The 25,787-nt window shown below is 31.2% G+C and carries 26 protein-coding genes and 2 pseudogenes; 22 read left to right on the top strand and 6 right to left on the bottom strand.

The genetic code is table 11. The features are described from left to right. Window positions 1-69 precede the first annotated feature (69 nt). Window positions 70-3,333 carry a carbamoyl-phosphate synthase large subunit gene (gene carB, locus CSUB8523_RS08435; protein WP_043020210.1) on the top strand — a complete coding sequence of 1,088 codons (3,264 nt, stop codon included), beginning with the start codon at window positions 70-72 and terminating at the stop codon, window positions 3,331-3,333. Then, the gene (locus tag CSUB8523_RS08430) at window positions 3,330-3,752 is read left to right on the top strand and encodes a hypothetical protein (protein WP_043020209.1); all 423 of its coding nucleotides are present in this window, start codon (window positions 3,330-3,332) and stop codon (window positions 3,750-3,752) included. The genes carB and CSUB8523_RS08430 overlap by 4 nt, the downstream gene beginning before the upstream one ends. Here CSUB8523_RS08430 and CSUB8523_RS08425 read toward each other — a convergent pair whose 3' ends face one another. Beyond that, window positions 3,753-4,784, bottom strand: coding sequence for an isoaspartyl peptidase/L-asparaginase family protein (locus CSUB8523_RS08425; protein WP_039664561.1), 1,032 nt, complete (start codon window positions 4,782-4,784; stop codon window positions 3,753-3,755). A 340-nt stretch (window positions 4,785-5,124) separates the two neighbouring features. Here CSUB8523_RS08425 and CSUB8523_RS10735 point away from each other — a divergent pair. The 5 genes and pseudogenes from CSUB8523_RS10735 to bioD form a co-directional block, all read left to right on the top strand. Further along, window positions 5,125-5,754: pseudogene (locus CSUB8523_RS10735) on the top strand (cache domain-containing protein); the annotation flags it as partial. A gap of 816 nt (window positions 5,755-6,570) precedes the next feature. Continuing rightward, window positions 6,571-6,972 (top strand): annotated as a pseudogene (locus CSUB8523_RS10730) (methyl-accepting chemotaxis protein); the annotation flags it as partial. Between the two features lie 64 nt (window positions 6,973-7,036). Beyond that, window positions 7,037-7,384 carry a DMT family transporter gene (locus tag CSUB8523_RS08415; protein WP_039664559.1) on the top strand — a complete coding sequence of 116 codons (348 nt, stop codon included), beginning with the start codon at window positions 7,037-7,039 and terminating at the stop codon, window positions 7,382-7,384. Then, a complete protein-coding gene (locus CSUB8523_RS08410) occupies window positions 7,384-7,698 on the top strand; it encodes a DMT family transporter (RefSeq protein ID WP_039619256.1) in 315 nt (104 codons plus the stop codon). The genes CSUB8523_RS08415 and CSUB8523_RS08410 overlap by 1 nt, the downstream gene beginning before the upstream one ends. A gap of 6 nt (window positions 7,699-7,704) precedes the next feature. Continuing rightward, complete coding sequence (gene bioD / locus CSUB8523_RS08405; protein WP_039664558.1) at window positions 7,705-8,277, top strand: dethiobiotin synthase; 573 nt, start codon at window positions 7,705-7,707, stop codon at window positions 8,275-8,277. Here the strand turns inward: bioD and CSUB8523_RS08400 are convergent. Continuing rightward, the gene (locus tag CSUB8523_RS08400; protein ID WP_043020207.1) at window positions 8,251-9,519 is read right to left on the bottom strand and encodes an adenosylmethionine--8-amino-7-oxononanoate transaminase; all 1,269 of its coding nucleotides are present in this window, start codon (window positions 9,517-9,519) and stop codon (window positions 8,251-8,253) included. The genes bioD and CSUB8523_RS08400 overlap by 27 nt on opposite strands. A gap of 128 nt (window positions 9,520-9,647) precedes the next feature. Here CSUB8523_RS08400 and CSUB8523_RS08395 point away from each other — a divergent pair, with 128 nt between their 5' ends. From CSUB8523_RS08395 to panD, 7 genes are read left to right on the top strand one after another with little or no spacing between them, the layout of a single operon-like run. After that, a complete protein-coding gene (locus tag CSUB8523_RS08395; RefSeq protein ID WP_043020206.1) occupies window positions 9,648-10,379 on the top strand; it encodes a TPR repeat protein, Sel1 subfamily in 732 nt (243 codons plus the stop codon). 8 nt (window positions 10,380-10,387) lie between these two features. Then, a complete protein-coding gene (locus tag CSUB8523_RS08390; RefSeq protein ID WP_043020205.1) occupies window positions 10,388-11,512 on the top strand; it encodes an aminotransferase class I/II-fold pyridoxal phosphate-dependent enzyme in 1,125 nt (374 codons plus the stop codon). Beyond that, window positions 11,509-12,135, top strand: a complete 627-nt coding sequence (locus tag CSUB8523_RS08385) for a pimeloyl-ACP methyl esterase BioG family protein (protein ID WP_043020204.1) — start codon at window positions 11,509-11,511, stop codon at window positions 12,133-12,135. Before CSUB8523_RS08390 ends, CSUB8523_RS08385 begins: the two co-directional genes overlap by 4 nt. After that, window positions 12,120-12,821, top strand: coding sequence for a biotin synthesis protein BioC (locus tag CSUB8523_RS08380; protein ID WP_052243013.1), 702 nt, complete (start codon window positions 12,120-12,122; stop codon window positions 12,819-12,821). Before CSUB8523_RS08385 ends, CSUB8523_RS08380 begins: the two co-directional genes overlap by 16 nt. Window positions 12,822-12,861: 40 nt before the next feature. Further along, window positions 12,862-13,686: a 3-methyl-2-oxobutanoate hydroxymethyltransferase gene (gene panB / locus CSUB8523_RS08375; protein WP_043020203.1), complete on the top strand. Its 825-nt coding sequence runs from the start codon at window positions 12,862-12,864 to the stop codon at window positions 13,684-13,686. Between the two features lie 8 nt (window positions 13,687-13,694). Beyond that, on the top strand, window positions 13,695-14,543 hold the full coding sequence (gene panC, locus CSUB8523_RS08370; protein WP_039664551.1) for a pantoate--beta-alanine ligase: 849 nt from the start codon (window positions 13,695-13,697) through the stop codon (window positions 14,541-14,543). After that, the gene (gene panD, locus CSUB8523_RS08365; protein WP_039664550.1) at window positions 14,540-14,926 is read left to right on the top strand and encodes an aspartate 1-decarboxylase; all 387 of its coding nucleotides are present in this window, start codon (window positions 14,540-14,542) and stop codon (window positions 14,924-14,926) included. Before panC ends, panD begins: the two co-directional genes overlap by 4 nt. On the opposite strand, the gene blaOXA is transcribed toward panD, so the two are convergent. The 3 genes from blaOXA to surE form a co-directional block, all read right to left on the bottom strand. Further along, window positions 14,909-15,661, bottom strand: a complete 753-nt coding sequence (gene blaOXA / locus CSUB8523_RS08360) for an OXA-493 family class D beta-lactamase (RefSeq protein ID WP_043020202.1) — start codon at window positions 15,659-15,661, stop codon at window positions 14,909-14,911. The genes panD and blaOXA overlap by 18 nt on opposite strands. A 61-nt stretch (window positions 15,662-15,722) precedes the next feature. Next, the gene (locus CSUB8523_RS08355; protein WP_043020201.1) at window positions 15,723-16,376 is read right to left on the bottom strand and encodes a dinucleotide-utilizing enzyme, molybdopterin/thiamine biosynthesis family 1; all 654 of its coding nucleotides are present in this window, start codon (window positions 16,374-16,376) and stop codon (window positions 15,723-15,725) included. Next, window positions 16,369-17,142 (bottom strand): 5'/3'-nucleotidase SurE, encoded by a 774-nt coding sequence (gene surE, locus CSUB8523_RS08350; protein ID WP_043020200.1) that lies wholly within the window; start codon window positions 17,140-17,142, stop codon window positions 16,369-16,371. Before surE ends, CSUB8523_RS08355 begins: the two co-directional genes overlap by 8 nt. A gap of 108 nt (window positions 17,143-17,250) precedes the next feature. On the opposite strand from surE, the gene pepE reads away from it, so the two are divergent. Further along, window positions 17,251-17,955 (top strand): dipeptidase PepE, encoded by a 705-nt coding sequence (pepE, locus tag CSUB8523_RS08345; protein ID WP_039664546.1) that lies wholly within the window; start codon window positions 17,251-17,253, stop codon window positions 17,953-17,955. Window positions 17,956-17,964: 9 nt separating this feature from the next. Beyond that, window positions 17,965-19,257: a C4-dicarboxylate transporter DcuC gene (dcuC, locus tag CSUB8523_RS08340; protein ID WP_043020199.1), complete on the top strand. Its 1,293-nt coding sequence runs from the start codon at window positions 17,965-17,967 to the stop codon at window positions 19,255-19,257. Between the two features lie 17 nt (window positions 19,258-19,274). On the opposite strand, the gene pepT is transcribed toward dcuC, so the two are convergent. Continuing rightward, window positions 19,275-20,507 carry a peptidase T gene (pepT, locus tag CSUB8523_RS08335; protein ID WP_039664544.1) on the bottom strand — a complete coding sequence of 411 codons (1,233 nt, stop codon included), beginning with the start codon at window positions 20,505-20,507 and terminating at the stop codon, window positions 19,275-19,277. Between the two features lie 125 nt (window positions 20,508-20,632). Between pepT and CSUB8523_RS08330 the strand changes: the two genes are divergently transcribed. From CSUB8523_RS08330 to CSUB8523_RS08305, 6 genes are all read left to right on the top strand, one after another. Further along, window positions 20,633-21,418 (top strand): RICIN domain-containing protein, encoded by a 786-nt coding sequence (locus CSUB8523_RS08330; protein ID WP_039664543.1) that lies wholly within the window; start codon window positions 20,633-20,635, stop codon window positions 21,416-21,418. Continuing rightward, window positions 21,415-22,215 (top strand): cytolethal distending toxin subunit B family protein, encoded by an 801-nt coding sequence (locus CSUB8523_RS08325; RefSeq protein ID WP_043020198.1) that lies wholly within the window; start codon window positions 21,415-21,417, stop codon window positions 22,213-22,215. The genes CSUB8523_RS08330 and CSUB8523_RS08325 overlap by 4 nt, the downstream gene beginning before the upstream one ends. A gap of 9 nt (window positions 22,216-22,224) precedes the next feature. Beyond that, the gene (locus CSUB8523_RS08320; protein ID WP_043020197.1) at window positions 22,225-22,788 is read left to right on the top strand and encodes a cytolethal distending toxin subunit A/C; all 564 of its coding nucleotides are present in this window, start codon (window positions 22,225-22,227) and stop codon (window positions 22,786-22,788) included. Between the two features lie 96 nt (window positions 22,789-22,884). Continuing rightward, window positions 22,885-24,570, top strand: coding sequence for a carbon starvation CstA family protein (locus CSUB8523_RS08315; protein ID WP_043020196.1), 1,686 nt, complete (start codon window positions 22,885-22,887; stop codon window positions 24,568-24,570). Further along, a complete protein-coding gene (locus tag CSUB8523_RS08310) occupies window positions 24,567-24,830 on the top strand; it encodes a cory-CC-star protein (RefSeq protein ID WP_043020195.1) in 264 nt (87 codons plus the stop codon). The genes CSUB8523_RS08315 and CSUB8523_RS08310 overlap by 4 nt, the downstream gene beginning before the upstream one ends. Window position 24,831: 1 nt before the next feature. Further along, window positions 24,832-25,743, top strand: a complete 912-nt coding sequence (locus CSUB8523_RS08305; protein ID WP_043020427.1) for an ArsA family ATPase — start codon at window positions 24,832-24,834, stop codon at window positions 25,741-25,743. The last annotated feature ends 44 nt before the right edge of the window (window positions 25,744-25,787 follow it).

The raw sequence follows: 25,787 nt of genomic DNA, 5'->3' as shown, positions 1-25,787 counted from the left end.
GTATAATTTCAACTTCTAAAAAACTTATATTTGTTATAATTTGACTAAAAATTTAGCTTAGGAAATCATATGCCAAAAAGAACAGATATCAAAAATATACTATTAATAGGCAGTGGGCCTATCATTATAGGTCAAGCTTGTGAGTTTGATTACTCGGGAACTCAAGCAGCAAAAACCTTAAAAGAGTTGGGTTATAGAGTGGTTTTAATCAATTCTAATCCAGCTACCATTATGACAGATCCAGAATTTGCTGATGCAACTTATATAGAGCCAATTACCAAAGAAAGTATTTTAAGCATAATCAAAAAAGAAAAAATCGATGCGATCTTACCTACTATGGGTGGACAAGTGGCGTTAAATGTAGCTATGGAAGTTTATGAAAGTGGTGAGCTTGGAGAGGTTAAATTTTTAGGTGCAAATCCTGAAGCGATAAAAAAAGGTGAAGATAGACAGATTTTTAAAGAAAGTATGAAAAAAATCGGCATGGATTTGCCAAAATCTATGTATGCATACAATTATGATGAGGCTTTAAAAGCGGTAGAAGAAATCGGTTTTCCTTTAATGATAAGAGCTTCTTTTACTTTAGGTGGCGTAGGAAGCGGTGTGGTGTATAATATGGATGAGTTTAGAGAACTAGCAAATACTGCTTTAGCACTTAGTCCAATTCATGAAATTTTGATCGAAGAAAGTTTGCTTGGTTGGAAAGAATATGAAATGGAGGTTATTAGAGATAAAAACGATAATTGTATTATCGTTTGTTCTATTGAAAATGTTGATCCTATGGGGGTTCATACGGGAGATTCTATCACCATAGCTCCAGCATTAACACTTACTGATAAAGAATATCAAGCAATGCGTAATGCTTCTTTTGCGATTTTAAGAGAAATCGGAGTGGATACAGGCGGATCAAATGTCCAATTTGCTATCAATCCGGTCAATGGAAGAATGATAGTTATTGAAATGAATCCTCGTGTTTCAAGATCTTCAGCTTTAGCTAGTAAAGCAACAGGATACCCTATCGCTAAAGTTGCTACACTTTTAGCGGTTGGATTTAGTTTAGATGAAATTAAAAACGACATCACAGGCACTCCTGCTTCTTTTGAGCCGGTGATTGATTATATTGTAACTAAAATTCCTCGTTTTACTTTTGAAAAATTTCCAAACGCAAGCACCGAGCTTGGCACTGCGATGAAGAGCGTAGGCGAGGTCATGGCTATAGGAAGAACCTTTAAAGAAAGTATTCAAAAAGCACTTTGCTCGCTTGAGAGAAATTTAAGTGGTTTTGATGTGATAGAGTGTGACAAAAACGAACTTTTGGTAAAAATTCGCCATGCGAACGAAAAACGCTTGCTTTATATAGCACAAGCATTCAGAGAAGGTTTTAGCACTCAAGAGCTTTATGAGCTTTGTAAAATAGATCCTTGGTTTTTAAATCAAATCAAAGAAATAGTGGAATTTGAAAACCAAATAGATATGGATATTTTAAGCAATAAGCAACTATTAAGAAAAGCCAAAACCTTAGGTTTTTCAGATAAAAAAATCGCTAGCTTGATAAATCAAAAAGATAATCTTGAGTTAAGCCAAAATGATATTTATTATGCAAGAATTAAGCATAAAATCATCGCTCAATATAGCGAAGTAGATACATGTGCAGGAGAATTTGAAGCACTAACTCCGTATTTATACTCAAGTATTAATGCAAGTGAATCTACGCAAGTTAAAGATGGTAAAGACAAAAAAGACAAAAAAGTAATGATTATAGGTGGTGGGCCAAATCGTATAGGACAAGGTATTGAATTTGATTATGCGTGCGTGCATGCATCTTTTGCTTTAAAAGATATGGGTGTAAAAACGATAATGTATAATTGTAATCCAGAGACAGTTTCAACAGATTATGATACCAGTGATATTTTGTATTTTGAACCGATCGATTTTGAGCATTTAAGAGCAGTGATTGATAAAGAAAGGCCAGATGGGGTGATAGTGCATTTTGGTGGGCAAACTCCGCTTAAATTTGCAAAACGCTTGAGTGCTTTTGGAGCAAAGATCATAGGAACTAGTGCAAGAGTGATAGATCTAGCCGAAGATAGAAAGAAATTTGCTAAATTTATTGAAGATTTAGGCATAGATCAGCCTAAAAATGGCACAGCAGTAAGCGTAGAAGAGGCGATTTTAAAAGCAAAAGAAATAGGTTATCCTGTGCTTGTTAGACCAAGTTATGTTTTAGGTGGTCGTGCAATGCGTGTAGTGCATGATGAGAATGAGCTTAGATTATATATGCAAGAAGCAGTAGATGTGAGTGATAAATCTCCGGTTTTGATTGATCAGTTTTTAGACAATGCGACCGAACTTGATGTGGATGCAATAAGCGATGGAAAAGAAGTGTATGTGGCAGGTATTATGGAGCACATTGAAGAAGCGGGAATTCACTCGGGTGATAGTGCTTGTTCTTTACCTGCTGTAAATATCGATGAAGCTATGCTTGAGATGATTGAGCAAAAAACAAAAGATATTGCTTTAAATTTAGGTGTAGTAGGACTTTTAAATATACAATTTGCCATCCATAATAATAAGCTATATATGATAGAAGTCAATCCAAGAGCTAGTAGAACTGTGCCTTTTGTGAGCAAGGCTACAGGAATTCCTTTAGCTAAGGTTGCAACACGCGTGATGTGGCAAGGAAATTTAAGAGAAAGTTTGAAAATTTATGATACCTTTAAAGTGATAGAAGAAAAAAATGGAATTTTAAGAGCTAAAAAACCAAAACACATTAGTGTAAAATCAGTGGTATTTCCTTTTGCTAAACTTAGTGGAAGTGACCTTGAGCTTGGGCCTGAAATGCGCTCAACCGGCGAAGTTATGGGAGTAAGCAAAGACTTTGAAAACTCTTACGCAAAAAGTCAACTTGCTTCTTCAAATTTCTTACCAGAAAGTGGCAATGTATTTTTATCACTAAGAGAACAAGATAAAAAATATGCAGTAGATTTAGCTAATGAATATATTAAGCTAGGATTTAAAATCATTGCAACAAGCGGTACTTATAAAATTTTACAAGAAGCAGGTTTAGAGTGTGAGTTTGTGCATAAAATTTCTGAAGGACGCCCAAATGTAGAGGATAAGTTTAAAAATTCTCAAATTCAACTTGCTATTAATACTAGCGATGAGCATAGTTTTAAGGGTGATACTAAAAAAATTAGAGCAAATATATTACGTTTTAAAACCCCATATTTTACAAACCTAAGAGCAGCGTATGCAGGTGCTAAAGCGATTAAAGCTATACAAAATAAATCATGCCTTGAAGTAAAGAGCTTACAAGAATACTTAAAAGCATGATTTATCTTGCTCAAACCGATACGACAGCAGGGTTTTTAAGTAAAGACTTAAAAGCTCTTAATGCTTTAAAAAAAAGACCTCTAGACCAAGCTTGTTTGATTACCACAGCTAAATTGAGTGAGTTAACAAAACTCACTAGAGTGCCAAGTCATTTTAAAAACACTGTAAGAAAATCCAAAAAAACTACTTTTTTATACCCTAATTCCAAGGCAATACGCGTTGTGAAAGATTGTAGCCATATAAATTTTTTAAAAAATTTTGATTGGCTTTATTCTACTTCTGCAAACGAACATGGAAAAAGCTTTAATTATCAATGGGCTATCAGCAATGCAGATGTAAAAGTAGATGAGTTTTTTTTTGAAAGTAGTGCCTCTAAAATTTTTAAATTAAGAGGTACAAAAAAGATTAGATTGCGTTAGTTATTTTGCAAGTGGCCAAAATACTTTTGGTTCTTCGCCAATTCTGGCTTCTCCATGATACATACCAAGTTTGTCTTTAGTCCAAGCATATCCTACATTTCCATTTTTATCTATAGAAATAATACCACCTGTTCCACCTAGAGCGGCAACTTCTTTGATAGTTTCTTGTGCTGCTTTTTCAATAGGAAGTTTTTTGTATTTGTATAAAGATGCTACTTCATGTGCTGCTACAGCTCTTATGTAAATATCTCCTGTTCCTGTGCATGAAACTGCAACAGAATCATTATTTGCGTAATTTCCCGCGCCTATAATAGGTGAATCGCCTATGCGACCTGTCATTTTGTTTGTAGTTCCACCCGTGCTCGTTCCTGCTGCTAAATTCCCATTTTTATCTAAAGCAATAGCGCCAACTGTGCCTAAATATGGTTCGGTGTTTATGCCAAGGTGTGCTTTAGCTTTGTCACTATCGAGCAATACTTCTTTACTTTTTTTTGCTTCTTGGAATTGCTTGTATCTATGATCTGTATAAAAATATTTTTGATCAACTATTTCTAAGCTACTATTTTTAGCAAGCCTATCAGCTCCTTCTCCTGCTATTAGAGTGTGAGGGGTTTTATCCATTACAACCCTTGCTGCTTCTATAGGATTTTTAATAGTTCTTGCCATAGCTATTGCGCCTGCATTCAAGCTTTTTCCATCCATTAAAGAAGCATCTAATTCGTTAAATCCATCTGAAGTAAATACAGCTCCTTTTCCTGCATTAAATTCAGGACTATCTTCCATTACTTTAATGGCAGCTATTACTGCATCAACAGAGCTTCCACCTTTTTCAAGTATGTTTTGACCTGTTTTTAAAGATTCTTTCATTACCTTTTCTCTTTTGGTAAATTCCTCTTTAGTAAGTCCTAAGCCACTTGTACCACCATGAATTACTATAATAGGTTTAAAGTCATTTGCAAAAGTATCACTTGTTAGAAATATCAAACTAGCTAATATTATTAAAGCTTTTTTGCTATTTACCAAAAAACCCATTTTTATCTCCTTTTTTTTAAGCTACTTTATCTATTTTATAAATAATAAAATTAAATACAAATTAATTTATATAACAAAATGTGAAAATTTAAAACAAAATATTTATATTTTTTCTATTTTATTAATATAAATCAATAAATTATTAACAATTACATTATAATGTTTAAAAATTATTACAATATGGAGGTATTTTTTGATTTTTAAAACGATTATTGCAAGAAGAATTTCTATACTCACAGCTTTGATCTTGTGTATAGGCTTTGGGGTTTTTGTAGGAATAAATTATCATTCTTCCAAAAGAGATATTTTACAAAGCATTACTCACGGAAAGCAAGAAAGTGTGAAAAATGGTAAAAGTTTCATTGAGCTTTATTTTAATTCAAGAAAAGAAAACATAGATAAAATAGCAAAAGCTATTGTTGCTAGTGAAGATGTTAGTGAGGAAGGTCTTGCTAGGTTTTTGGAGCATGTTTTCACCTTGTATTCTTTTACGGCTATTTATGTAGGCTATGAAAAAGATGGAAGCTTGATTGATGTAGATATGAATTCTAAAGGTAAGCATTTTATTTTAAATCAAGAAAAAGATGGTTTTGATGCTAGAACAAGAGCGTGGTATAAACTTACAAAAGACACCAAAATGACAAACATCTCTGATCCTTTTTTAGATGTGGTTACAAAAAAGATGGTTGTTTCGATCACTACACCTCTTGAAATAGATGGAAAATTTGTAGGAGTGTTAGCGGGGGAGATTTTTCTTGATGATATGCGTAAAGCTTTTGAGGGGTTAAAAATAACTCCAAGCAATAGTGTTTTTTTGATTAATAATAATGAAAATTTGATCGCTCATTCTTCAGGGGATATTGATTTAAACAAAGAAACAGAAATAGCAAATGCAATTAATCTTTTTATAAAAGAAGTTAAAGCAACACCTAACACGCCAACTGATTTGATCGAATACACCTTAAAAGGTGATCAACGTGTTGCAGTGTGTTTAAATACAGCCAATGAAATGATGTTGTGTTCTGCAAATTCTTTAAAAGACTATGATGATGTTTTTGATAAATTGCTTGTTACGCAGATTATTTTTGGAGTGATATTTGTGATTGTTATTATTGCTATTTTGGGTGGTATGATAGATTATTTTTTAAAAAAAATCATCATTATACAAAATACATTAAAAAGCTTTTTTGATAGTTTAAACTATAAAAAGAAAATGGATTCAATAGAAATTAGTCTCAAAGGTAATGATGAATTTTCAGTTATAGCGCGTGAAATCAGTCAAAGCATTACAAACACTCAAAACAACTTACATAAAGACCAAGAAGCAGTTGCTGAAAGTGTGCAAAAAGTAAAAGAAATAGAACGCGGTAATTTATCTGCAAGAATTGATAAAAATCCTATCAACCCTCAACTTGTAGAGTTAAAAAATATTTTAAATGATATGCTTGATGTTTTAGAAGAGAAAATAGGATCAAATATCAATGAGCTTGATCGAGTGCTTGATAGTTATAAAGCTTTGGATTTTTCTACGCAGGTTCAAAACGCAAAAGGTAATGTAGAGGTTACTACTAATGTGTTAGGTGGGGAGATTAAAAAAATGCTTATTTCATCTTCTGCTTTTGCAAAAGAACTAACTCTACAAAGTGTAAAACTAGAAGAGTCGATGCAAAAATTAGTAGATGGGACGTACTCTCAGTCACAATCGCTTGAAAAATCCATTCATGCGGTAGATCAGATCAACATCTCTATGCAAAATGTAGGCGATAAAACCAAAGAGGTTGCAACACAAGCAGATAATATCAAAGAAATTGTCAATGTGATTAAAGATATAGCAGATCAAACTAATTTACTTGCCCTAAATGCTGCTATTGAAGCTGCGCGTGCGGGTGAGCATGGGCGAGGTTTTGCGGTAGTAGCTGATGAGGTGCGTCATTTAGCTGAAAAAACTGAAAAAAGTTTAGGAGAGATTGAAGCTAATGTAAATATTTTGGTGCAAAGTGTGAATGATGTATCTAGTTCAATGCAAGAACAAACTCAAAGTATTACACAAATTAATGATGCAATTGTTAATTTAGAAGGCGTTACAAAAGAAAATGTAAAAATTGCAAATTTCACAAATGAAGCTACCAAAGCAGTTGGAAACATCTCTCAATCCATACTCAAAGAGGTTGAAAGTAAAAAAATTTAACTCTAAAGAACTTATGTTTTGTAATTTTAGTTATAATTTGCACTTTTAAAAAAAAGGTAGATTTATGATAGAAAGAACAAAAATAAGTTCTAATTTTGGTTGGTTTATGGTTATTTTAGGTGGTTTGGTTGAGTGTTTTTGGGTAAGTGGTTTAAAATACTCAACCGAGGTATGGCATTATATTTTAACGATTATTGGTATATGTATATCCTTTATATGTTTTCTAAAAGCTTGCGAAAGACTTGAAGTAAGCATTGCTTATAGTGTTTTTGTCGGTATTGGTTCAGTTGGAGTGGTGTTTAATGAAATGTTTATTTTTAATGAGCCAACTTCCATTACCAAGCTTGTTTTAATAGCCATTTTGCTTTTAAGCATTATAGGCCTTAAGATCATCAGCAAGGAAACTAAGTAATGGAATGGTTTTTTTTATTCTTAGCGACTGCTTTTGAAATTTTTGGCGTGATTATCATGAAACAGCTTGTAAGCACTAAAAACAAGCTTTATCTTTTAGCTTTGATAGTGTGTTTTGGTTTTTCATTTGGTTTTTTAAGCCTTAGTATGCAAAGTATTGCTATGAGTGTGGCTTATTCTATATGGACAGGTGCAGGAACAGCAGGTGGGGTCATCATAGGAGTGCTTTTTTACAAAGAAAGCAAAAGCTTTTTAAAGCTTTTTTTGATCGCTCTCATCATTGCTTGTACTGTGGGTTTAAAAATACTCTCATAGTTTAAAATGAAAATATACATTAGTGGTATAGACACAAATGTTGGCAAAACTTATCTAAGTGCTAGACTTTGTAAGGAATTGGATTTTGATTATTTTAAGCTTATTCAAGCAGGTGTGCCAAAAGATAGCGAGGCAATAGCTCAATTTAGCCCAAAAACTAAGATTTTTAAAGAAGGTGTGTTTTTACAAACTCCTGCTTCACCGCATAAAGGTAGGATTTTAGAGAATTTAAACTACAAAGCCTTTGATATACAAATTCCACAAAGTGATAAACTCATCATCGAGTTAGCTGGTGGGCTTTTTTCGCCTCTTGATGATGAAAAAACGATGATTGATTATATGAGCGCGTTTAAGCATCCTACGATTTTAGTCGCAAAAGACTATCTAGGAAGTATCAATCACACGCTTTTAAGCATAGAAGCACTCAAACAAAGAGATATTAAAATCCTTGCTTTAATCTTAAAAAGCCAAGATAATTTTAGCAAGGATTTTATAAGCAACTATGCTAAAATTCCTATCATAGAATTTGATGATAAAGTGTGCAAAAAGCTTTTAAAAATCCTTGAAAATCTCTCTTAAAGACTGCACTACATAATTAATCTCATCTTCATTGATAACATATGGTGGCATGAAGTAGATTGTATTTCCAAGTGGTCTTAAAAGCAAGCCTTTTTCTAAGGCTCTTTGAAAGACTTCAAGTCCTGCTCTTTGGTATTTGCTTTTTTGTATATCAAATGCACTTACCATACCTAAATTTCTAAAATTTCCTAAAAAGTCAAATTCTTTTAAACTCTCCCATTGAGTTTTTATAAAAGCACTTTTGATTTTATTTTTTGTGATGATATTTTCTTTTTCAAAAATATCCAAAGTCGCATTAGCCGCCGCACAAGCTAGGGCATTACCCGTGTAAGAGTGAGAGTGCAAAAAGGCCTTTTGACTCTCATAACTATCATAAAATTTCTCATAAATTTCATCTTTAGTAAGCACCACTGAAAGTGGTAAATACCCACCCGTGATAGCTTTAGAAAGACATATATAATCAATACTTTGTGAGCAATAATCAAGCGCAAACATTTCCCCTGTGCGTCCAAAACCTGTGGCTATCTCATCAAATATCACTTGTACGCCATAACTTTTAGCAAGTTTAATCGCTTCATTTAAATACCCAAGCTCATACATATGCATATTGCCCGCACATTGAAGTAAAGGTTCAAGTATAAAAGCACAAATTTCATGATGATGATTTTTTAAAATGCTTTCTAAAATTTCAAGTTCTTTTGTATAATCCTTGCTTGTTGGCACAGGCGTTGTGATACTTTTTAAAAGTAAAGGCTCATAGGTTTTTTTATAAAGCGCTACATCGCCAACGCTTAATGCACCTAAGGTTTCTCCATGGTAAGAATTGCTAAGTGATAAGAATTTATCCTTTTTAGAGCCATTGTTTAAGTGGTATTGAAAACTCATTTTTAAAGCCACTTCTATGGCTGAACTACCATTGTCTGCAAAAAAGCATTTATCAAAAGGTAAAAGCTTGCAAAGTCTTTGTGAAAGCTCTATGATGGGCTCATGTGAAAAGCCAGCCAGCAAGACATGCTCTAAACTTTGAAGTTGATCTTTGATTTTTTCATTGATATGTTCATTACAATGGCCAAAGATATTCACCCACCAAGAGCTAATGCAGTCTATGTAGGATTTTTCATCAAAATCATACAAATACACTCCCTTAGCCTTTTTTATAGGTATTAAAGGTAAAAACTCATGATCGCTCATTTGCGTGCAAGGGTGCCAAATGTGTTTTAAGTCTAGTTCTTTTAAATTCATTTTTACTTCTTTGATTTTTATTACTAATGATACTACAATTTTTACTCAAATTTATGCTTTAAAATGAAAAAGGATTATTTAGAAAATATTTATATAATTAGCTTTTATCTTAAATTTAGAGGTAAAGTATGAAAAAAGTTTTGATTATCTTAACGATTTTATTTTCAAATTTTGCATACTCACAAGAGGATATACTCGAAAAAGGAATTAAAGCCTATGAGAGTGGTGATTATATAAATGCTATGAAGTATTACAAGCAAGCCTGTGATTTAAATAATGGTTTTGGTTGTTATAATCTTGGTTTTATGTATGATGAAATGCTTTTAAAAAAAGACAATTTTAAAGCAGTGGAGTTTTATAAAAAAGCCTGTGATTTAAATGTTGGCAAGGGGTGTGTTAATCTTGGTTTTATGTATAAAAATGGAGAAAGTATTAGAAAAGATAATTTCAAAGCGGTAGAATTGTATCAAAAATCATGTAATTTAAATGAAGGCTCGGGTTGTTCTAATCTTGGTTTTATGTATCAAAATGGACAAGGTGTAAAAAAGGATAATTTTAAGGCAGTAGAATTGTATCAAAAGGCATGTGACTTAAATTTCGGCTTAGGCTGTACCAATCTTGGCGCTATGTATGTAGGTGGAAAAGGTGTAAGAATAGATAATTTTAAAGCAGTCAAATTATATCAAAAAGCTTGCGATTTAAATGATGGATTAGGCTGTATTCGCCTTGGATTTATGTATGGGTTTGGAAATGGTGTTAAAAAAGATATTTCCAAAGCTTTAGAGTATTTTGGCAAAGCTTGTGACTTAAAAAATGAAGATGGGTGTATGCTTTATGCAAATTTTAAAGAACAATTTTAGGTTCAAATATGCAAATTGCACAAATTTTAGATGAGTTAAAACAACAAGATAATTTTAGAATTCTACGCTCATTAAAACATGAGGGAAAATATGTCATTTATAATGGGCAAAAATTGCTAAATTTAGCGAGTAATGATTATCTAAATTTAAGCAATGAAAAAGCATTAAAGCAAGATTTTTTAACACATTTAAAAGAATTTGAATTTTCTAGTTCAAGTTCAAGAAGCTTGAGTGGAAATTATGCGATTTTTGATGAATTTGAAAGCTTTTTAGAAACTAAATTAGGCAAAAAAATTTTGCATTTTAACAACGGCTATGCCTTAAATGTTAGCTGTTTGCAAGCTTTAGCAAGCATTAAAAATACTTTGTTTTTAGCAGATAAACAAGTGCATGCAAGTATCATCGATGGTTTAAGGCTTGGCGGGGCTAAATTTATAAGATTTAAGCACAATGATATAAAGCATTTGCAAAGCTTAGTGCAAAAACACCATAAAGAATTTGAAAATATCATCATCGTAAGTGAAGCGTTATTTAGTATGGATGGAGATTTTGCACCTATAAAAGAATTCATAAATTTAAAAAAAGAATTTAAAAATATCAAAATTTACATTGATGAAGCTCATAGCATAGGGTGTTTTAGTGATGATGGTTTGGGTTATGTGAAATTTTTGGGCTTAGAAAAGGAAGTGGATTTTTTAGTTTTTACCTTTGGTAAAGCCATAGCTTCTACGGGAGCTTGTATGATAAGTGATGAAAAAGATTTTTTTATCAACAAAGCAAGGGCCTTTATATACTCAACTGCTATTGCGCCTATCAATGTAGCTTGGACTTTGCATGTTTTTAAGCATTTGCATGAATTTAGCGCTCAAAGAAAAGAACTTTTAGAGTTAAGCACTTGGTTTAAAAATGCTTTAGCAAGTAAAGGTGCAGTTCTAGGCGAGGCTTATGTGATATCTTTTATTTTAGGGCAAAATGCACTAGCTAGTGAAATTTCACAAAAGCTTTTAGAAAATGGTATTTTTGCACCTGCTATTAAAGAGCCAACCGTAGCTAAAAATACAGCTAGAATTCGCTTTTCTTTGCATGCTGGGCTAGTGAAAAAAGATTTAGAAAAGGTTTTGGAGGTACTTTGAAAACTCATTTTTTACATGAAAATGCAAGTTCGCGTGAGTTGATTTTGTTTTTTTCAGGGTTTTGCTCGCATTTTAGCCATTTTGCACATTTAAAAAGCGATGTAAATGTTTTAATGGTGTATGATTATACGAGTTTTGATTGGGAATTTGATCTTCATAAATTTGAAAAAATCACCCTTGTTGGTTTTTCTATGGGAGTTTGCGTCGCGAGTAAACTTTTAAAAGATATAAAATTTGATAAAAAAATAGCCATAAATGGCACCAATTTACCTATAGATGATGAATTTGGGATCAAAAAAGCCATTTTTAAACTAACGATGAAAAGATTTGCCTTGGAAGATTTTAAAGCGAATTTATTTGAAAAAAGAATGAGTTTAAGTGATGAATTTTACTTTGAAAAAAATGAGTATTTAAAAGCGGAGCTTTTAAGTTTATATGAGTTTTGCACTAAAGACTTAAATGAAAATTTCACTTGGGATAAAGCCATAATCAGTAAAGATGATAAAATCTTTCCGCCAAAGCATGCTTTTCATTTTTTCAAAGAAAAGGCAATGTTTGTTGATGAACCACATTTTGCATTTTTTAAATACCGCACTTGGGAAGCACTTTGCAAACTTTCATAAGAGCAAAAGACACTTATAGCGCAAATACACCTGTGCAAAAAGACATGGCTAAAGAGCTTTGTAAAATGCTTGTTGAGAATGATTTGAGCGATTTTGAAGCGGTGTTTGAGTTTGGCTGTGGGGTAGGGGATTTTAGTAAGACTTTACAAGAGTGTATTAAATTTAAGCATTATTTTTTAAACGATATATATCCTTTTGAAAATCCTTGTAAATTTGATGAATTTGGTGTTTTTGATATGAATGAACTTAAAAATCATCATTTTTATGCGAAAAAATTTGATCTTATAGCTTCCAATGCCTGTGTGCAATGGTTAAAGATAGATGAGCTTTTAGAAAACCTTGCAAGTATGTTAAATCAAAATGGGATTTTGCTTTTTTCTACTTTTGGAGAAAAAAATTTCACTCAAATAAAGCAAAGCACCAATTTATCGCTAGAGTATTTAAGTTTAGAACAAATTGCACAAAAGCTCTCTAAAAATTTTAAGATTATAAAAGTAAAAGAAGAATTAAAAGAGTTAAAATTTGATCATACTTTAGAGCTTTTTAGACATTTAAAACTAAGTGGTGTAAATGCATTAGAAAAGAATTTTTTTATAAGTAAAGCTTTTTTAAAAAACTATGAAAAAGAATTTCAAAACATGTTAAATTATCATTCTATTTGTCTTTTGTGTAAAATTATATGTTAATTTTACATTTATTTTATAAGGTAAATATTTAAGGTGAAAAATGAGAAAAAGTATGCTTGGTTTTTCAGAAAAAAAAGCCAAAAATGAAAAAATAACTATGGTAAGTGCTTATGATTACCATAGTGCAAAAATTTTAGATGTATGTGATATAGATATTATTTTAGTTGGAGATTCTTTGGCTATGGTAGTGTTGGGTATGCAGGATACTTTAAGTGTTACTATGGATGAGATGTTAATCTTTACTAAAGCTGTTTCTCGTGGAGCTAAAAAGGCTTTTATTTTAGCGGATATGCCTTTTATGTCTTATCAAAGTTCAGATTATGATGCTATTTCAAACGCATCAAGATTTATCAAAGAAAGTCATGCAAATGGGGTAAAGCTTGAAGGAGGTAAAGAGGTTTTTAGTAAAATTAAATTAATTTCTCAAGCAGGAATACCAGTAGTTGCACATTTAGGTTTGACACCGCAATCTATTAACACTTTAGGTGGATATAAGGTGCAAGGAAGAGATTTGCATTCAGCTCAAAAGATTATAGATGATGCAAAAATTATACAAGATGCTGGTGCAAGTATGTTGGTTTTAGAGTGTATACCTTTAAAATTGGCACAAAAAATAAGTTCTATTTTATCCATTCCTACAATTGGTATAGGTTCAGGAAAATACTGTGATGGGCAGGTTTTGGTATATCATGATCTTTTAGGGTTAAATCAAGATTTTAAAGCTAAATTTGTTAAGCATTTTGATGATTTTAATCCAAAAGTTGCGGTTGAAAGATATATTCATGAAGTTAAAAATGGTATTTTTCCTTCTCAAGAATATAGTTTTGATTTTTTAGATGAAGAATTGTTGGATAAATTATATTAAGGGTAAGTATGGAAATTGTTGATACTATTAAAACTGCAAGAGAAATTGTTAAAAACTGGAAATCACATAATCAAAGTATAGCTTATGTGCCAACGATGGGTTTTTTGCATGATGGGCACTTGAGTTTAATCAAAAATGCTCAATCACATGATAAAATCATAGTAAGTATATTTGTAAATCCTATGCAATTTGGCCCTAAAGAAGATTATTCTCAATATCCACGAGATTTAGAGCGTGATATTCAATTGTGTAAAGAAAATAATGTTGATATGGTTTTTATTCCTGATACAAGTCAAATGTATTCGCATTATTTTAGTACTTATGTGGATATGAATTCTCTTAGCAATACACTTTGTGGTATTAAAAGGCCAGGCCATTTTAGAGGTGTTTGTACGGTTTTGGCTAAATTTTTTAATATCTTAACTCCTGATGTGGTATATCTTGGACAAAAAGATGCGCAGCAATGCGTAGTTGTAAAGCATATGATTGAAGATTTAAATTTTGATATAAAAGTTCAAATTTGTCCTATTGTAAGAGAAGATGATGGTTTGGCTAAAAGTTCTAGAAATATATATCTTAACCAAGACGAAAGAAAGGCTTCTTTGGCTTTATCAAAAAGTATTTTTTGTGCTGAGAAAATGATTCAAGAGGGTGAAAAAAGTAGCTTTAAGATTATTTATGCTATGACTAATATTTTAAAGCAAGAAAAATTAATTGAAATTGATTATATAGAATTAGTTGATTTTGATACAATGGAAAGTGTTAATACAATAGGTGATAATGTATTAGGTGCGGCAGCTATTTTTGTTGGAAAAACAAGATTAATTGATAATTTTTTATTACAAGGAATAAAATGAAAGTTACTTTACTTAAATCAAAAATACATCGCGCAAGTGTTACAGAGGCTAAGCTTGATTACATAGGAAGTATAAGTATAGACGAAAAGTTATTGCAAGCTAGTGGAATTTTAGAATATGAAAAAGTACAAGTGGTGAATATTAATAATGGTGCTAGATTTGAAACTTATACCATTGCTACACAAGAAGAGGGAGTCATTTGTTTAAATGGTGCCGCAGCGCGTCTTGTTGCAACAGGAGATAAAATTATTATTATGGCTTATGCTGATTTTAATGAAGAAGAGGCAAAAACATTTAAACCTAAGGTTGTTTTTGTAGATGAAAATAATATGGCTGTTAAAATAACAAATTATGAAAAACACGGTTCAATTTTTAATATTTAGGATAATATTTATATATTTTTTTGCTAGTTTTTCTCTTAGATAAAGTTTGTTAAAATCACTTATATCTATATATAAAGCAAAAGCGTAAATTTTGTTACTTTTTGTAAAACCTACGATTTGTCCATATTGTCTAAGACCCCAACCTGTTTTTGTAAAAAGTTCATAATGATCATTTTCTTTTAGCTTGATGATATTAATCACTTCTTTTTGTATATGTTTAGGGTAATCTAGTGTTAAATTGGCAAGTTTAAAAAGTAAAATAGCTTGTTCTTTAGGGCTAATTTGTAAAGAATTATCAAGCCAGAATTCATCGATTTTGCTTATTTTTTGGTTGCCGTAATTGAGTTTGTTTAAGTTTTTTTGCATTTTTTCTAAGCCTATTTTTCTAGCTAGTTCTTTATAAGCAGGAACTTGAGATCTTTGCATGGCCAAAGCTAAATTTGCATCATTTTTCCAAGAAGGTAGAAAAACTTCCTCTCCTTTATAATGATAAAAAATTGTATTAGTATCTTTTACAACGCCTTCATTTAGCGCAATTAGGGTGTTAAAAATTTTAAAAGTAGAGGCAGGTAAAATGCGTTTGTTTGCTTTTTTAAAATCATTGCTATAGTAATTCTTACCATCATAAGCTATAAAAACTCCACTTTCATTATAATCTTTAAAAAGATCTTTTAAATTTTCATTTGCCAAAATAAAAGAGCAAAAAAGACTAAAAAGCAAAAATATTTTTTTCATTATAAAACTTAATTTTATTTACCTATAACTCAAGCTTGATTCAAAAATTGAAATCTTGTAATCAAGCTTTTTTATTGAGTACTTTTCTTAAGGCTAAAGAAGCTAAAGCAAGTCCAAAAGAGGCTGTCACACCCATAAATGAACCAAGTTCTTTACAATGAGCTTCTTCATCTGAGAATACCACATCAAAATCCCCTTTAAAGCCTGATTTTCTAAGCTCATAGCGGAATTTTTTAGCTAGAGCGTCACCGTGTGTTTTAAAGATACTTGTGGTTTTAATGCGTGTTGGATCAAGTTTTCTAGCTCCACCAGTTGATGAGATAAAAATTTGCTTTTTTAAATCAACCAAATTGGCTAAGGCAACTTTAGCGGGTATATCATCGATTGCATCGATGATAAGATCAAACTCGCTTAGATTAAAACTTTGCAAAAATTCATTATCGATTTTACTCACTATACTTTTGGCGTTGTAAATACGTTCAAAAATCTTAGCTTTTTCTTCGCCTATATTTTCGCTATGAAGTTGGCGGTTTTGATTAGTTGTTTCAAATCTATCTGCATCGATTAAAGTTAAATCACCAAAACCGCTTCTAAAAAGTGCATCTGTGCAAATTCCACCAACTCCACCTAAGCCACAAACTAAAACCTTAGTGCTTTGAATTCGAGCAAAATTTTCTTCATTAATAAGCCATTTTATACGCGTGTATCTATCCATTCTTTATCCATTTTTTGAGATTTTTTATTTGCTTATAAGCTGTGAGATCAAGCATTATAGGCGTGATTGTAGCATAACCTTGTTTTAAAAGTGTTATATCTGAATTTTTTTCATTTTCATGATCAAGATTAGCAGCAGCTAGCCAGTAGTACTCCACTCCTCTTGGATTAGTGTTAGAATGTGCTTCATAGCTATAAATTCTTTTTCCTGCTTTGCATACTTTTATGCCTTGAAAAGCTACTTTACTAGAAGGAAAATTGATATTTAGAAATTCTTTTTTATCCAAAGGAAAACCATGATCGAAGATGTTTTTAACAATTTTTTTAGTAAGTTTTAATGCTAATTTGAAATCAAGTTCTTTTTGATTGTCCTGATAAAATTGAGACAAAGCGATGGCAGGAATTCTATGAAGTACAGCTTCCATTGCTCCTGCACAAGTACCTGAGTAGGTTATATCTTCACCCACATTGGCACCTTTATTGATCCCACTAATGACAAGATCAGGCAAGCGTTTTTTATATAAAGCATGTAAAGCAAGGTAAACACAATCAGCGGGTGTGCCATCATCAAGTTTGTAAAAATTTTTTTTTATTTTTTGAAATTTTAAGGGTTTGGTTAAGCTTATAGAATGTGAACAAGCGGATTTTTCATTTGCTGGAGCTATTATGGTGATTTCAGCCTTAAAATGTTTTTTTAGCATTTTAGCAAGTTTTATTAGTCCCTTGCTTTCATATCCATCATCATTAGTTAGTAAAATTTTTTTCATAAAATTTCCCTTTTATCTAAGAGTAAATTATAACATAAGTTGTATAATACTTTATTATGAAAATTATTTTTGAAATACTAATTGCCAATTAGATTCTAAGGATGGAAAATGTCAAAACTTCTACTTTTTAGTGCTTCTGGCTATAAAGATAGCCCATATTTAAGCCATACTATCGAATTTATAGATACATTTTTAAAAGAAAATATAATGATTGATGAAGATATACTTTTTATACCTTATGCAGGTGTTAGAAGAAGCTATGATGCTTATGAAGCTAAGGTAAAAGATGGTTTAAAAAAAGACAATATTAAATCTTTACACCATTTTAGTGATAAAAAAGAAGCTATTTTAAATGCTAAGGTTTTTTTAGTAGGTGGTGGAAATAGCTTTATGTTGTTAGCTAAACTTTATGAATATGATTTATTGGAGATATTAAAAGAGCGTATTGAGAGTGGAGCTTGTTATATAGGTTGGAGTGCAGGATCAAATATAGCAGGAAAAAGCATAATGACTACTAATGATATGCCTATAATAATGCCAAAGAGTTTTGATAGCTTAGGTGTATTTAAACATCAAATCAATCCGCATTTTATAAGCGGTAAATTTCCTGGACATAATGGAGAAAGCAGGGAAGAGCGTTTGGAAGAATTTTTAATTACCCACCCTAAAGATATAGTTTATGCTATTCCTGAAGGAACTGCTTTGAAAATACAAGGAGATAATTTAAGTGTCGTAGGTTATCATGATGTTTTAAAAATACATCATCCTTTTGAGGTTGAATATTTAAAAATTAATTGTGAATATAAAATTTAAAGGAAATAAATGCAAACTTTGTATCTTTTAATTGCTATTTTGGGTGTTATTGGTGTAGTATATTTATTAGTTAAAAAAGTAGAAACTAAAACAGCACTGATCGGAGTTGGTTTTATTTTGTGTTTGCTTTCTTTAAAGCCTATAGAAGCTTTAAATGCTTTTACTCATGCTATGGTTCAACCTGCTTTGATTGAAGCAATTTGTGCAAGTATGGGCTTTGCTTTTGTGATGAAGGTTACCAAATGTGATAAGCACTTGGTAAAGCTTTTAACAGCACCTTTAAAAAATGTAGGATTTTTTTTAATTCCCCTTGCTTTTATGGTAACTTTTTTTATCGCGATAGCTATACCATCAGCTGCTGGGTGTTCGGCTGCAGTTGGAGCTACTTTGATACCACTTTTAATGGCTTCAGGTATAAAACCAGCTATGGCGGCAGCTACTGTTCTTTGTGGAACTATGGGTGGTATATTAAGTCCAGGGGTTTCGCATACAGCTTTAATTTCTGAAATTTCTGGTAAAAATATACAAGAAATAATTTTAGTTCAAACTCCAAATGCTCTAACAGCAGGAGTGATAGTAATGATTTCTTTGATGATTATGGCTTTAGTTTTTAAAGATTATCAAAAAGGTAAGGTGTTTGAGGTAGCAAATCAGAATATTAAAGAAGAAAGTATAGAAAAAGTTAGTATTTTATATGCATTGATGCCTTTAGTGCCTTTAGCAATTCTAATAATAGGTGCAAGTCCTTTGCGAATGTATGAATTTTTATCTTGGACATCTAAAATAGGTGTGGCTGAGGCTATGCTTTTAGGTACTATTATTGCTGTAGTTGTAACTTGGACTAAACCTGATATAATTTCGAGAGAATTTTTTAATGGTATGGGAAAATCTTATGCTGAAATTATTGGTATTATTATAGCAGCAAGTGTTTTTGTAGCAGGTCTTAAGGCTTGCGGAGTAATAGATATAATCATAGAATGGCTTAAAAATGAACAAGATTATGTGCGTTTTGGCGGTACTTTTATTCCTTTTTTAATGGCTATGGTAACAGGAAGTGGAGATGCTGCTGCGATGGCATTTAATAAGGCAGTAACAATTCATGCTCAAGATCTTGGTTTTGATCAGTTAAAATTAGGAACAGCTGTGGCAATGTCTGCAGTACTTGGAAGATATCTTTCTCCTATTTTGGGAGCTTGTATTATTGTTTCGGCAATTGCTGGTGTTAATCCTTTAGAAATTGTAAAGAGAACAGTTTTAGGATGTGTGATTTCAGTAGTGGTAATTGCTTTTGTGTTGTTATAAGTTTAAGCTTTTAAAGCTTAAACTTCTTTGGCTGCAAGTATAATAATTTCTTGTATAACTTTGCTAGCTGCTTTTAAAGAATTTACTGGTAAATACTCATAAATAGAGTGAAAATTATGTGCTCCTGTAAAGATATTTGGACAAGGTAGGCCTTTTTCTGAAAGCACAGCTCCATCGTATCCTCCGCGCATAGGAGTGATTTTAGTTTTTATGTTTAGATTTTCATAAGCTTTTAATGCAAGTTTTATAGGTAAAGAATCTGTGCTTTTTAAAGAATTAAATACATTTTTATATCTATTGCTTAATTTTATATTTATTCTTTCTTCTCCATAAAGAATTTTAAAACTATCACATAATTTTTGTAAAAATTGCATTCTTTGAGTATATTTTTCATCATTAAATTCTCTCACATCGATTTTTAATATAGTTTTAGCACTATTTCCTTTCAATTCTTTTACCCAAAAATATCCTTCTTTGTTTTCTGTATATTCAGGGGCTTCACCATTTGGAAGTAGTAATATAAATTTATGAGCCAGTATTAAAGAATTGATCAATTTTCCTTTAGCGCTCATAGGATGAGCCGATTTTCCTATAAATTCTACCTCACAATCTCCTGCATTCCAATTTTCGTAGATAAACTCACCTATTTCACAACAATCTAGACAATATCCAAAATCTGCATTTATTTCTTTTATATCAAAAGCTTTAGCACCTCTTAAGCCTTGCTCTTCATCTGGTAAAAAACAAGCATAAATATCGCCATGTTTAATTTCAGGGTTTTTTACAAAAAATTCTAACATATCCATTATAGCTGCAATAGCTGCTTTATCATCAGCTCCTAATAAGCTTGTGCCATCTGTGTGTATAATATCATCGTTTATATAATTTTTAAGTTCTTTGAATTCACTTTCTTTTAAATATAAATTTAAATCTTTGTTTAAGCAAATATCTCCACCTTTATAGTGTGTGATTTGAGCCTTAGTGTTATTGGTTTGTTCCATACTCGTATCTAAGTGTGCAAAAAATGCTATTTTTGGTGCATTTGGAGTATTTGCTGGTAAAAGAGCTGTTGTGATGGTATTTTCTCTTCTTTTTATATCTTTTAAACCAAGTTCATGCAATTGTTCTTCAAGTAATTTTGCAAGTTCTGCTTGATTAGGACTTGATGGCATTATACCTTTAGCACCATTTTCTCTATTTGTAGTGGTGTTTATTTTTGTATAATTTATAAATCTCTCAACTATATCCATATTTTTCCTTTTTAAATATAATTTACATTATTGTAGCAAATATTTTATTGTAAATAATTGTTTATTTATATTTTTTTTATGTTAATTTTTCTAAAATTAATTATAAAAATAAAAGGAGGTTTTTTGTGAATAAAAAATATGTTGTTATAATATGTTTTGCGATGTTGGTTTTAGGTTGTTCTTCAAAAGAAGATTTAAATCCTTTAGGTAGATCTTTAGGCGATGTACATGATAGTGATCCTTTAAAACTAGGGAGTGTCCCAAAAGAACCAAAAAATTTAAAAATAACTACAAGTGAAAATTCTACCAAGGTTAAAGTGCCTTTATATCCACCAAGTATAAAGTCAAATCCATCAAATATAGATTTTAAGCCTCAACCAAGATTATTGGGCGGGCAGTTTAGTGATGTAGCTGTCTTTGAAAGTAAAGGAGTAAAAGGAGATTTTGTAACCATAATGAATCCTGCTGGAAGTATTTTAGTAGCCTCAAATCCAAATCCTGGCAATTGGATATGGGCTTATACCTTACTTAATAGTAAAGATTTTCGTAATGCTAGAGCATGGCAATTAATCGAATTTCCAAATAATAATTTTATGATTAAAAATTCAAAAACAGGTACTTGTTTAAATGCTTATAATGGAGGAGTTGTTCATTATCCTTGTGATGAAAGTAATCAAGCACAATTTTGGACTTTAATTCCATACAATAACAAGGCTGTAAAAATTCAAAATTTAGCAACTAAAACATGTATGAGAGTTATTATAAAGAATCCATTAAAAGACTTTGATACTATAAGACAAGTCTTTTTAACAAAATGTGCTCCAAAGGGTCAAGATAATTTAGATCAACAATGGTATATAACCGCACCTGCATTTAATGCAAAACCACTTTATTTAAAGGGTGAAAAATGAAAAAAATAGTGTTAATTTTATTGAGTGTTTGGTATCTTTTTGGTGCTATTGAAGATTACAATATAGGAACTTGGAATTTGCAAGGTTCATCAGCAACTAGTACAGAAAGCAAATGGACAATAAGCATAAGGCAATTAATAACAGGAGAAAATCCTTTGGATATATTAATGGTTCAAGAGGCTGGAATTTTACCTTCAACTGCAGTTATGACTCCAAGACAGGTTCAACCAGCAGGAGTTGGAATTCCCATACACGAATATATTTGGAATTTAGGAACTTTATCGCGTCCTAATAATGTATTTATTTATTATTCTCGTATTGATGTAGGAGCAAATAGAGTTAATTTTGCTATAGTTAGTAGAAGAATGGCTGATGAGGTTATTATTTTGCCATCTCCTACTGTTGCGTCTCGTCCTATAATAGGTATTCGTATAGGAGATGATGTATTTTTTAACGTGCATGCTCTTTCTCCTGGTGGAAATGATGCTGGTGCAATTGTAACAGCAGTTGATATGCATTTTAGAAATATGTCTAATGTAAATTGGATGATAGCAGGAGATTTTAATAGAGAACCATTAGATACTTTAAGATTATTAGATAGAGATTTATTAAGAAGAGTTAATGTGTTTTTCCCACCTAGTTTTACTCAAACTACTTCTGGAAGAACAATTGATTATGCAATAGTAGGTAATGCTATGAGACAGACTCCACCGCTGCTGTCAGCTGTTTTAATGTTTGCTGGACTTAGAACTTTTTTAGCTTCAGATCATTATCCTGTTAATTTTAGGAAATTTTAAGGAAATAATATGAAAAAAATTTTAATTATATTGAATTTATTTTTAAGTTTTATTTTTGCCTTGGATGAATCTACTAACTCAACCTCTATGCTTTCTATAAGATCTTTAGAAACAGGTATAAGTTTAAGTCCTTTTAGAGAAACTTCACAAGATCTTAGAGATCAAAATTGGGTTGTGAAAGAAATTGTTTTAGATGAGAAATTAAAAGCTAGGGACAAAATGGCAGAGCGTTTGCCCTTTGGCTATGTTCAATTTACTAATCCAATTAATGAAGATGTGTGTTTAGCTATAGCTCCTGATGGGTTTTTTACGGGTAAATCTTGTTCTTTAGATTTACAAACTGGAGAATTAGAAACAGTTTTTTCTATTATGCCAACTACAACTTCAGCTGTACAAATAAGATCTTTGGTTTTAAATAGCGATGAGTGTATTATTACATTTTTTAATCCAAATGTTCCTGTAGAATATCGATTTGGACTAGGCACTTGTACTATAGATCCAGCATTTTTTGCCGAGTTAAATGAGCTTATGATTTTAACTCCACCATTAATTAATGCAAAACCTTTAGAGTGATGTTGTGTAAAATATAAATAATATATATTTTTATATAGAAATAAAGAAAAATATATAGCAATTAATGCTACAATAAAATATATTTAGGAGGATTGCATGAGTGCTAGTATCTTGTTAATTGTTGGTGTTGCTATGTTCGTGTTTGGCTATTTTGTTTATTCTAGATTCGTGGCTAAATATATTTTAAAACTTGATGATAAAAATATCACTCCTGCTCATGAGTTTAGAGACGAGATTGATTATGTTCCTGCAAATAAATTTGTCTTATGGGGCCATCATTTTACTGCAGTTGCGGGTGCTGCGCCTATAGTAGGACCTGCCATAGCAGTGCAATGGGGTTGGTTACCTGCATTTTTATGGGTTGTTTTAGGAACAGTATTTTTTGCTGGAATTCATGATATGTCAGCTTTGTGGGCCAGTGTTAAAAATCAAGGAAAATCTATAGGAAATGTTTGTCAAAAAGTTATAGGAACAAAGATTGGGCAATTATTTATGGTAGTAATATTTTTGGTTCTTTTGATGGTAAATGCTGCATTTGGTGTTATCATAGCAAAAGAATCAGTAGAGTATCCAACTACTATTATACCTGCTTGGGGAGCAATTTTAATTGCTTTATTGATGGGGCAGGCAATTTATAGGTTCAAAATGAATTTAGCTTTGGTTACCATAGTAGCTGTTGTTTTATTGTATATTTTAGTACCAATTGGTGTCGCATATCCTGTGAATTTACCTGAAAATATAGCTGGACTTGATTCTTTAAGACAATGGGTAGTGATTTTATTTATATATGCTGGAATTGCTTCTATTTTACCTGTTTGGATGTTGTTGCAACCTAGAGATTATGTAAATGGAGTTCAACTTGTTATAGGTTTGTTTCTTTTGTATGGTTCTATTGTTATAATCAACCCTACCGTTTTAGCGCCTGATATAATTCCTGCTATAAAAGCTGGAGATTATAGCTTGATTATACCTGTTTTATTTATTACTATTGCTTGTGGCGCAATTAGTGGTTTTCATGGTATAGTAGCAAGTGGAACTACTTCTAAACAAATTAATAAAGAGGGTGATGTAAGATTTGTTGGATATTTAGGAGCAGTTGGAGAAGGAAGTTTGGCTTTAGGTACAATTATAGCTTGTGTGGCTGGTGTTGGACTTTTAAGCATGAATGCTGGATTAAATCCTGAAACATGGACCTCTTTATTTAAACCTGGCGCAGGTAATTTTGCTTCTGGTGGGGGTGCTATTGTTGCAAATGCCACTGGACTTTCTTTTGAAGCAGCTTCTACTTTATTTTCTTTGATGCTTATTTTATTTGCAGCAACAACGATGGATGCTGGTATAAGACTTCAAAGATATATCATTCAAGAATGGGGTGAAATTTATAAAATTCCTTTCTTGAGAAAAAATGTTATTGCAACTATTTTGGCTGTGGGTATATCTTTTATAATGGCGATGAATGGTATAGGAGAAGGTGGTAAAAATGAAGTTGCAATTTGGCCTTTATTTGGTGCAACCAATCAAATACTAGCTTCATTAACTCTGCTAACTATAGCGGTTATTTTAATTAAAAATAAAAAAATAGGCGGTTCTTTGGTTGTTTTAGTACCTTTGGTGTTTATATTAATCATGGCATTTTGGGGTGCTTTGATAAAGGTTTTTGAATTTTACAATCAAGGTAATTGGTTGTTATTTGTAATTGATATTTTGGTTTTGATAGTGACTATACTAGTGGTTTTATCAGCATTATCAACTATAAGCAAAACATTAAGTAATAACAAATGAATGTATTTCATAGCTTTTCTAAAAAATTAGAAGAATTTTACTTTTCTAAATACGGAAAAGCTATAAAAAAAGAACAAGAAGAAATTGATGATTTTTTTATGATTATCACTTTTTCAGAGCTTATGGGCATAGAAAATCCTTTTATGCTATATACCTTAGAGCTTATACCCACTTTGTCACCAAAATTTCATAAATGGCATACAAAGATGGGCTTAAAGCATAGTGTTTTTGATAACTTTCCTTGTTCGTGTTGTTGTTAAAATGATTTTTCCAAAGATAGTTTTTATAGGTGGCAAGGGAGGAGTAGGTAAAAGCACTATATCTAGTTCTATAGCTAAGATGTTATCTTTAAATGGTAAAAAAGTGTTATTAATTTCCACTGATCCTGCACATAATTTAAAAGATATTTTTGATATAGAAAAAAATAATAAACATAATGCAAACTTGCAAATTTTAGAATTAGATCCGAAAAAGGAAGCAAAAGAATATATAGAAAATGTAAGTAATGCAACAAAAGAGTTTATAAGTCCAAATTCTTATGAAATGCTTGATAATTATTATAATATAGTCAAAGAAAGTGCTACTGCACAAGAAAGTGCTATGTTTGATAAATTGATAAAAATTATAAGTGAAGATGTAAATTTTGATCACATTGTTATAGATACAGCTCCGACAGGTCATACTTTAAGATTATTTAAAATGCCAAAAAATTTAAAAATTTGGAGTGAGCTTTTATTAAAACAAAGAGAAAAAAACTCAAATTTACAAAATATCATTGGTAATATAGAAGGTAAAGACATTTTAAAGGATAATCTTGAAAATAGGCATTTAAGGTATTCTAAATTTTTAAATATTTTAAAAGATTTTAAGCAATGTGGCATTATTTTTGTTTTGAATTTAGAAATATTACCTATAAATGAGACTTTAAGAGCTATTGAAGAATTACAAATACAAAAAATAGCCCCTTTTGCGATTATTATTAATAAAATTCCACCTAACAGTAATGATGAATTTTTTAAAAATAGATTTGAGATAAGTTTGCAAAATTTAAAACTTGCAAAAAAGCTTTTTAAAGATTTTAGCTTACTAGAAATTCCTTTGCATAATAAAGATATTTCTAGCGAGAATGATTTAGAATTTATAATCATGCATTTAAAATCTTTTGTCGTTTAACTATATAAATTAACTAAATTTTTGCAACGACAAATATAATTTAT

This window comes from Campylobacter subantarcticus LMG 24377 (genome assembly GCF_000816305.1).
GTDB classification, from domain to species: domain Bacteria; phylum Campylobacterota; class Campylobacteria; order Campylobacterales; family Campylobacteraceae; genus Campylobacter_D; species Campylobacter_D subantarcticus.
The sequence above is the reverse complement of the archived record's forward strand: the minus strand, read 5'-3'. Positions and strand labels throughout refer to the sequence as shown.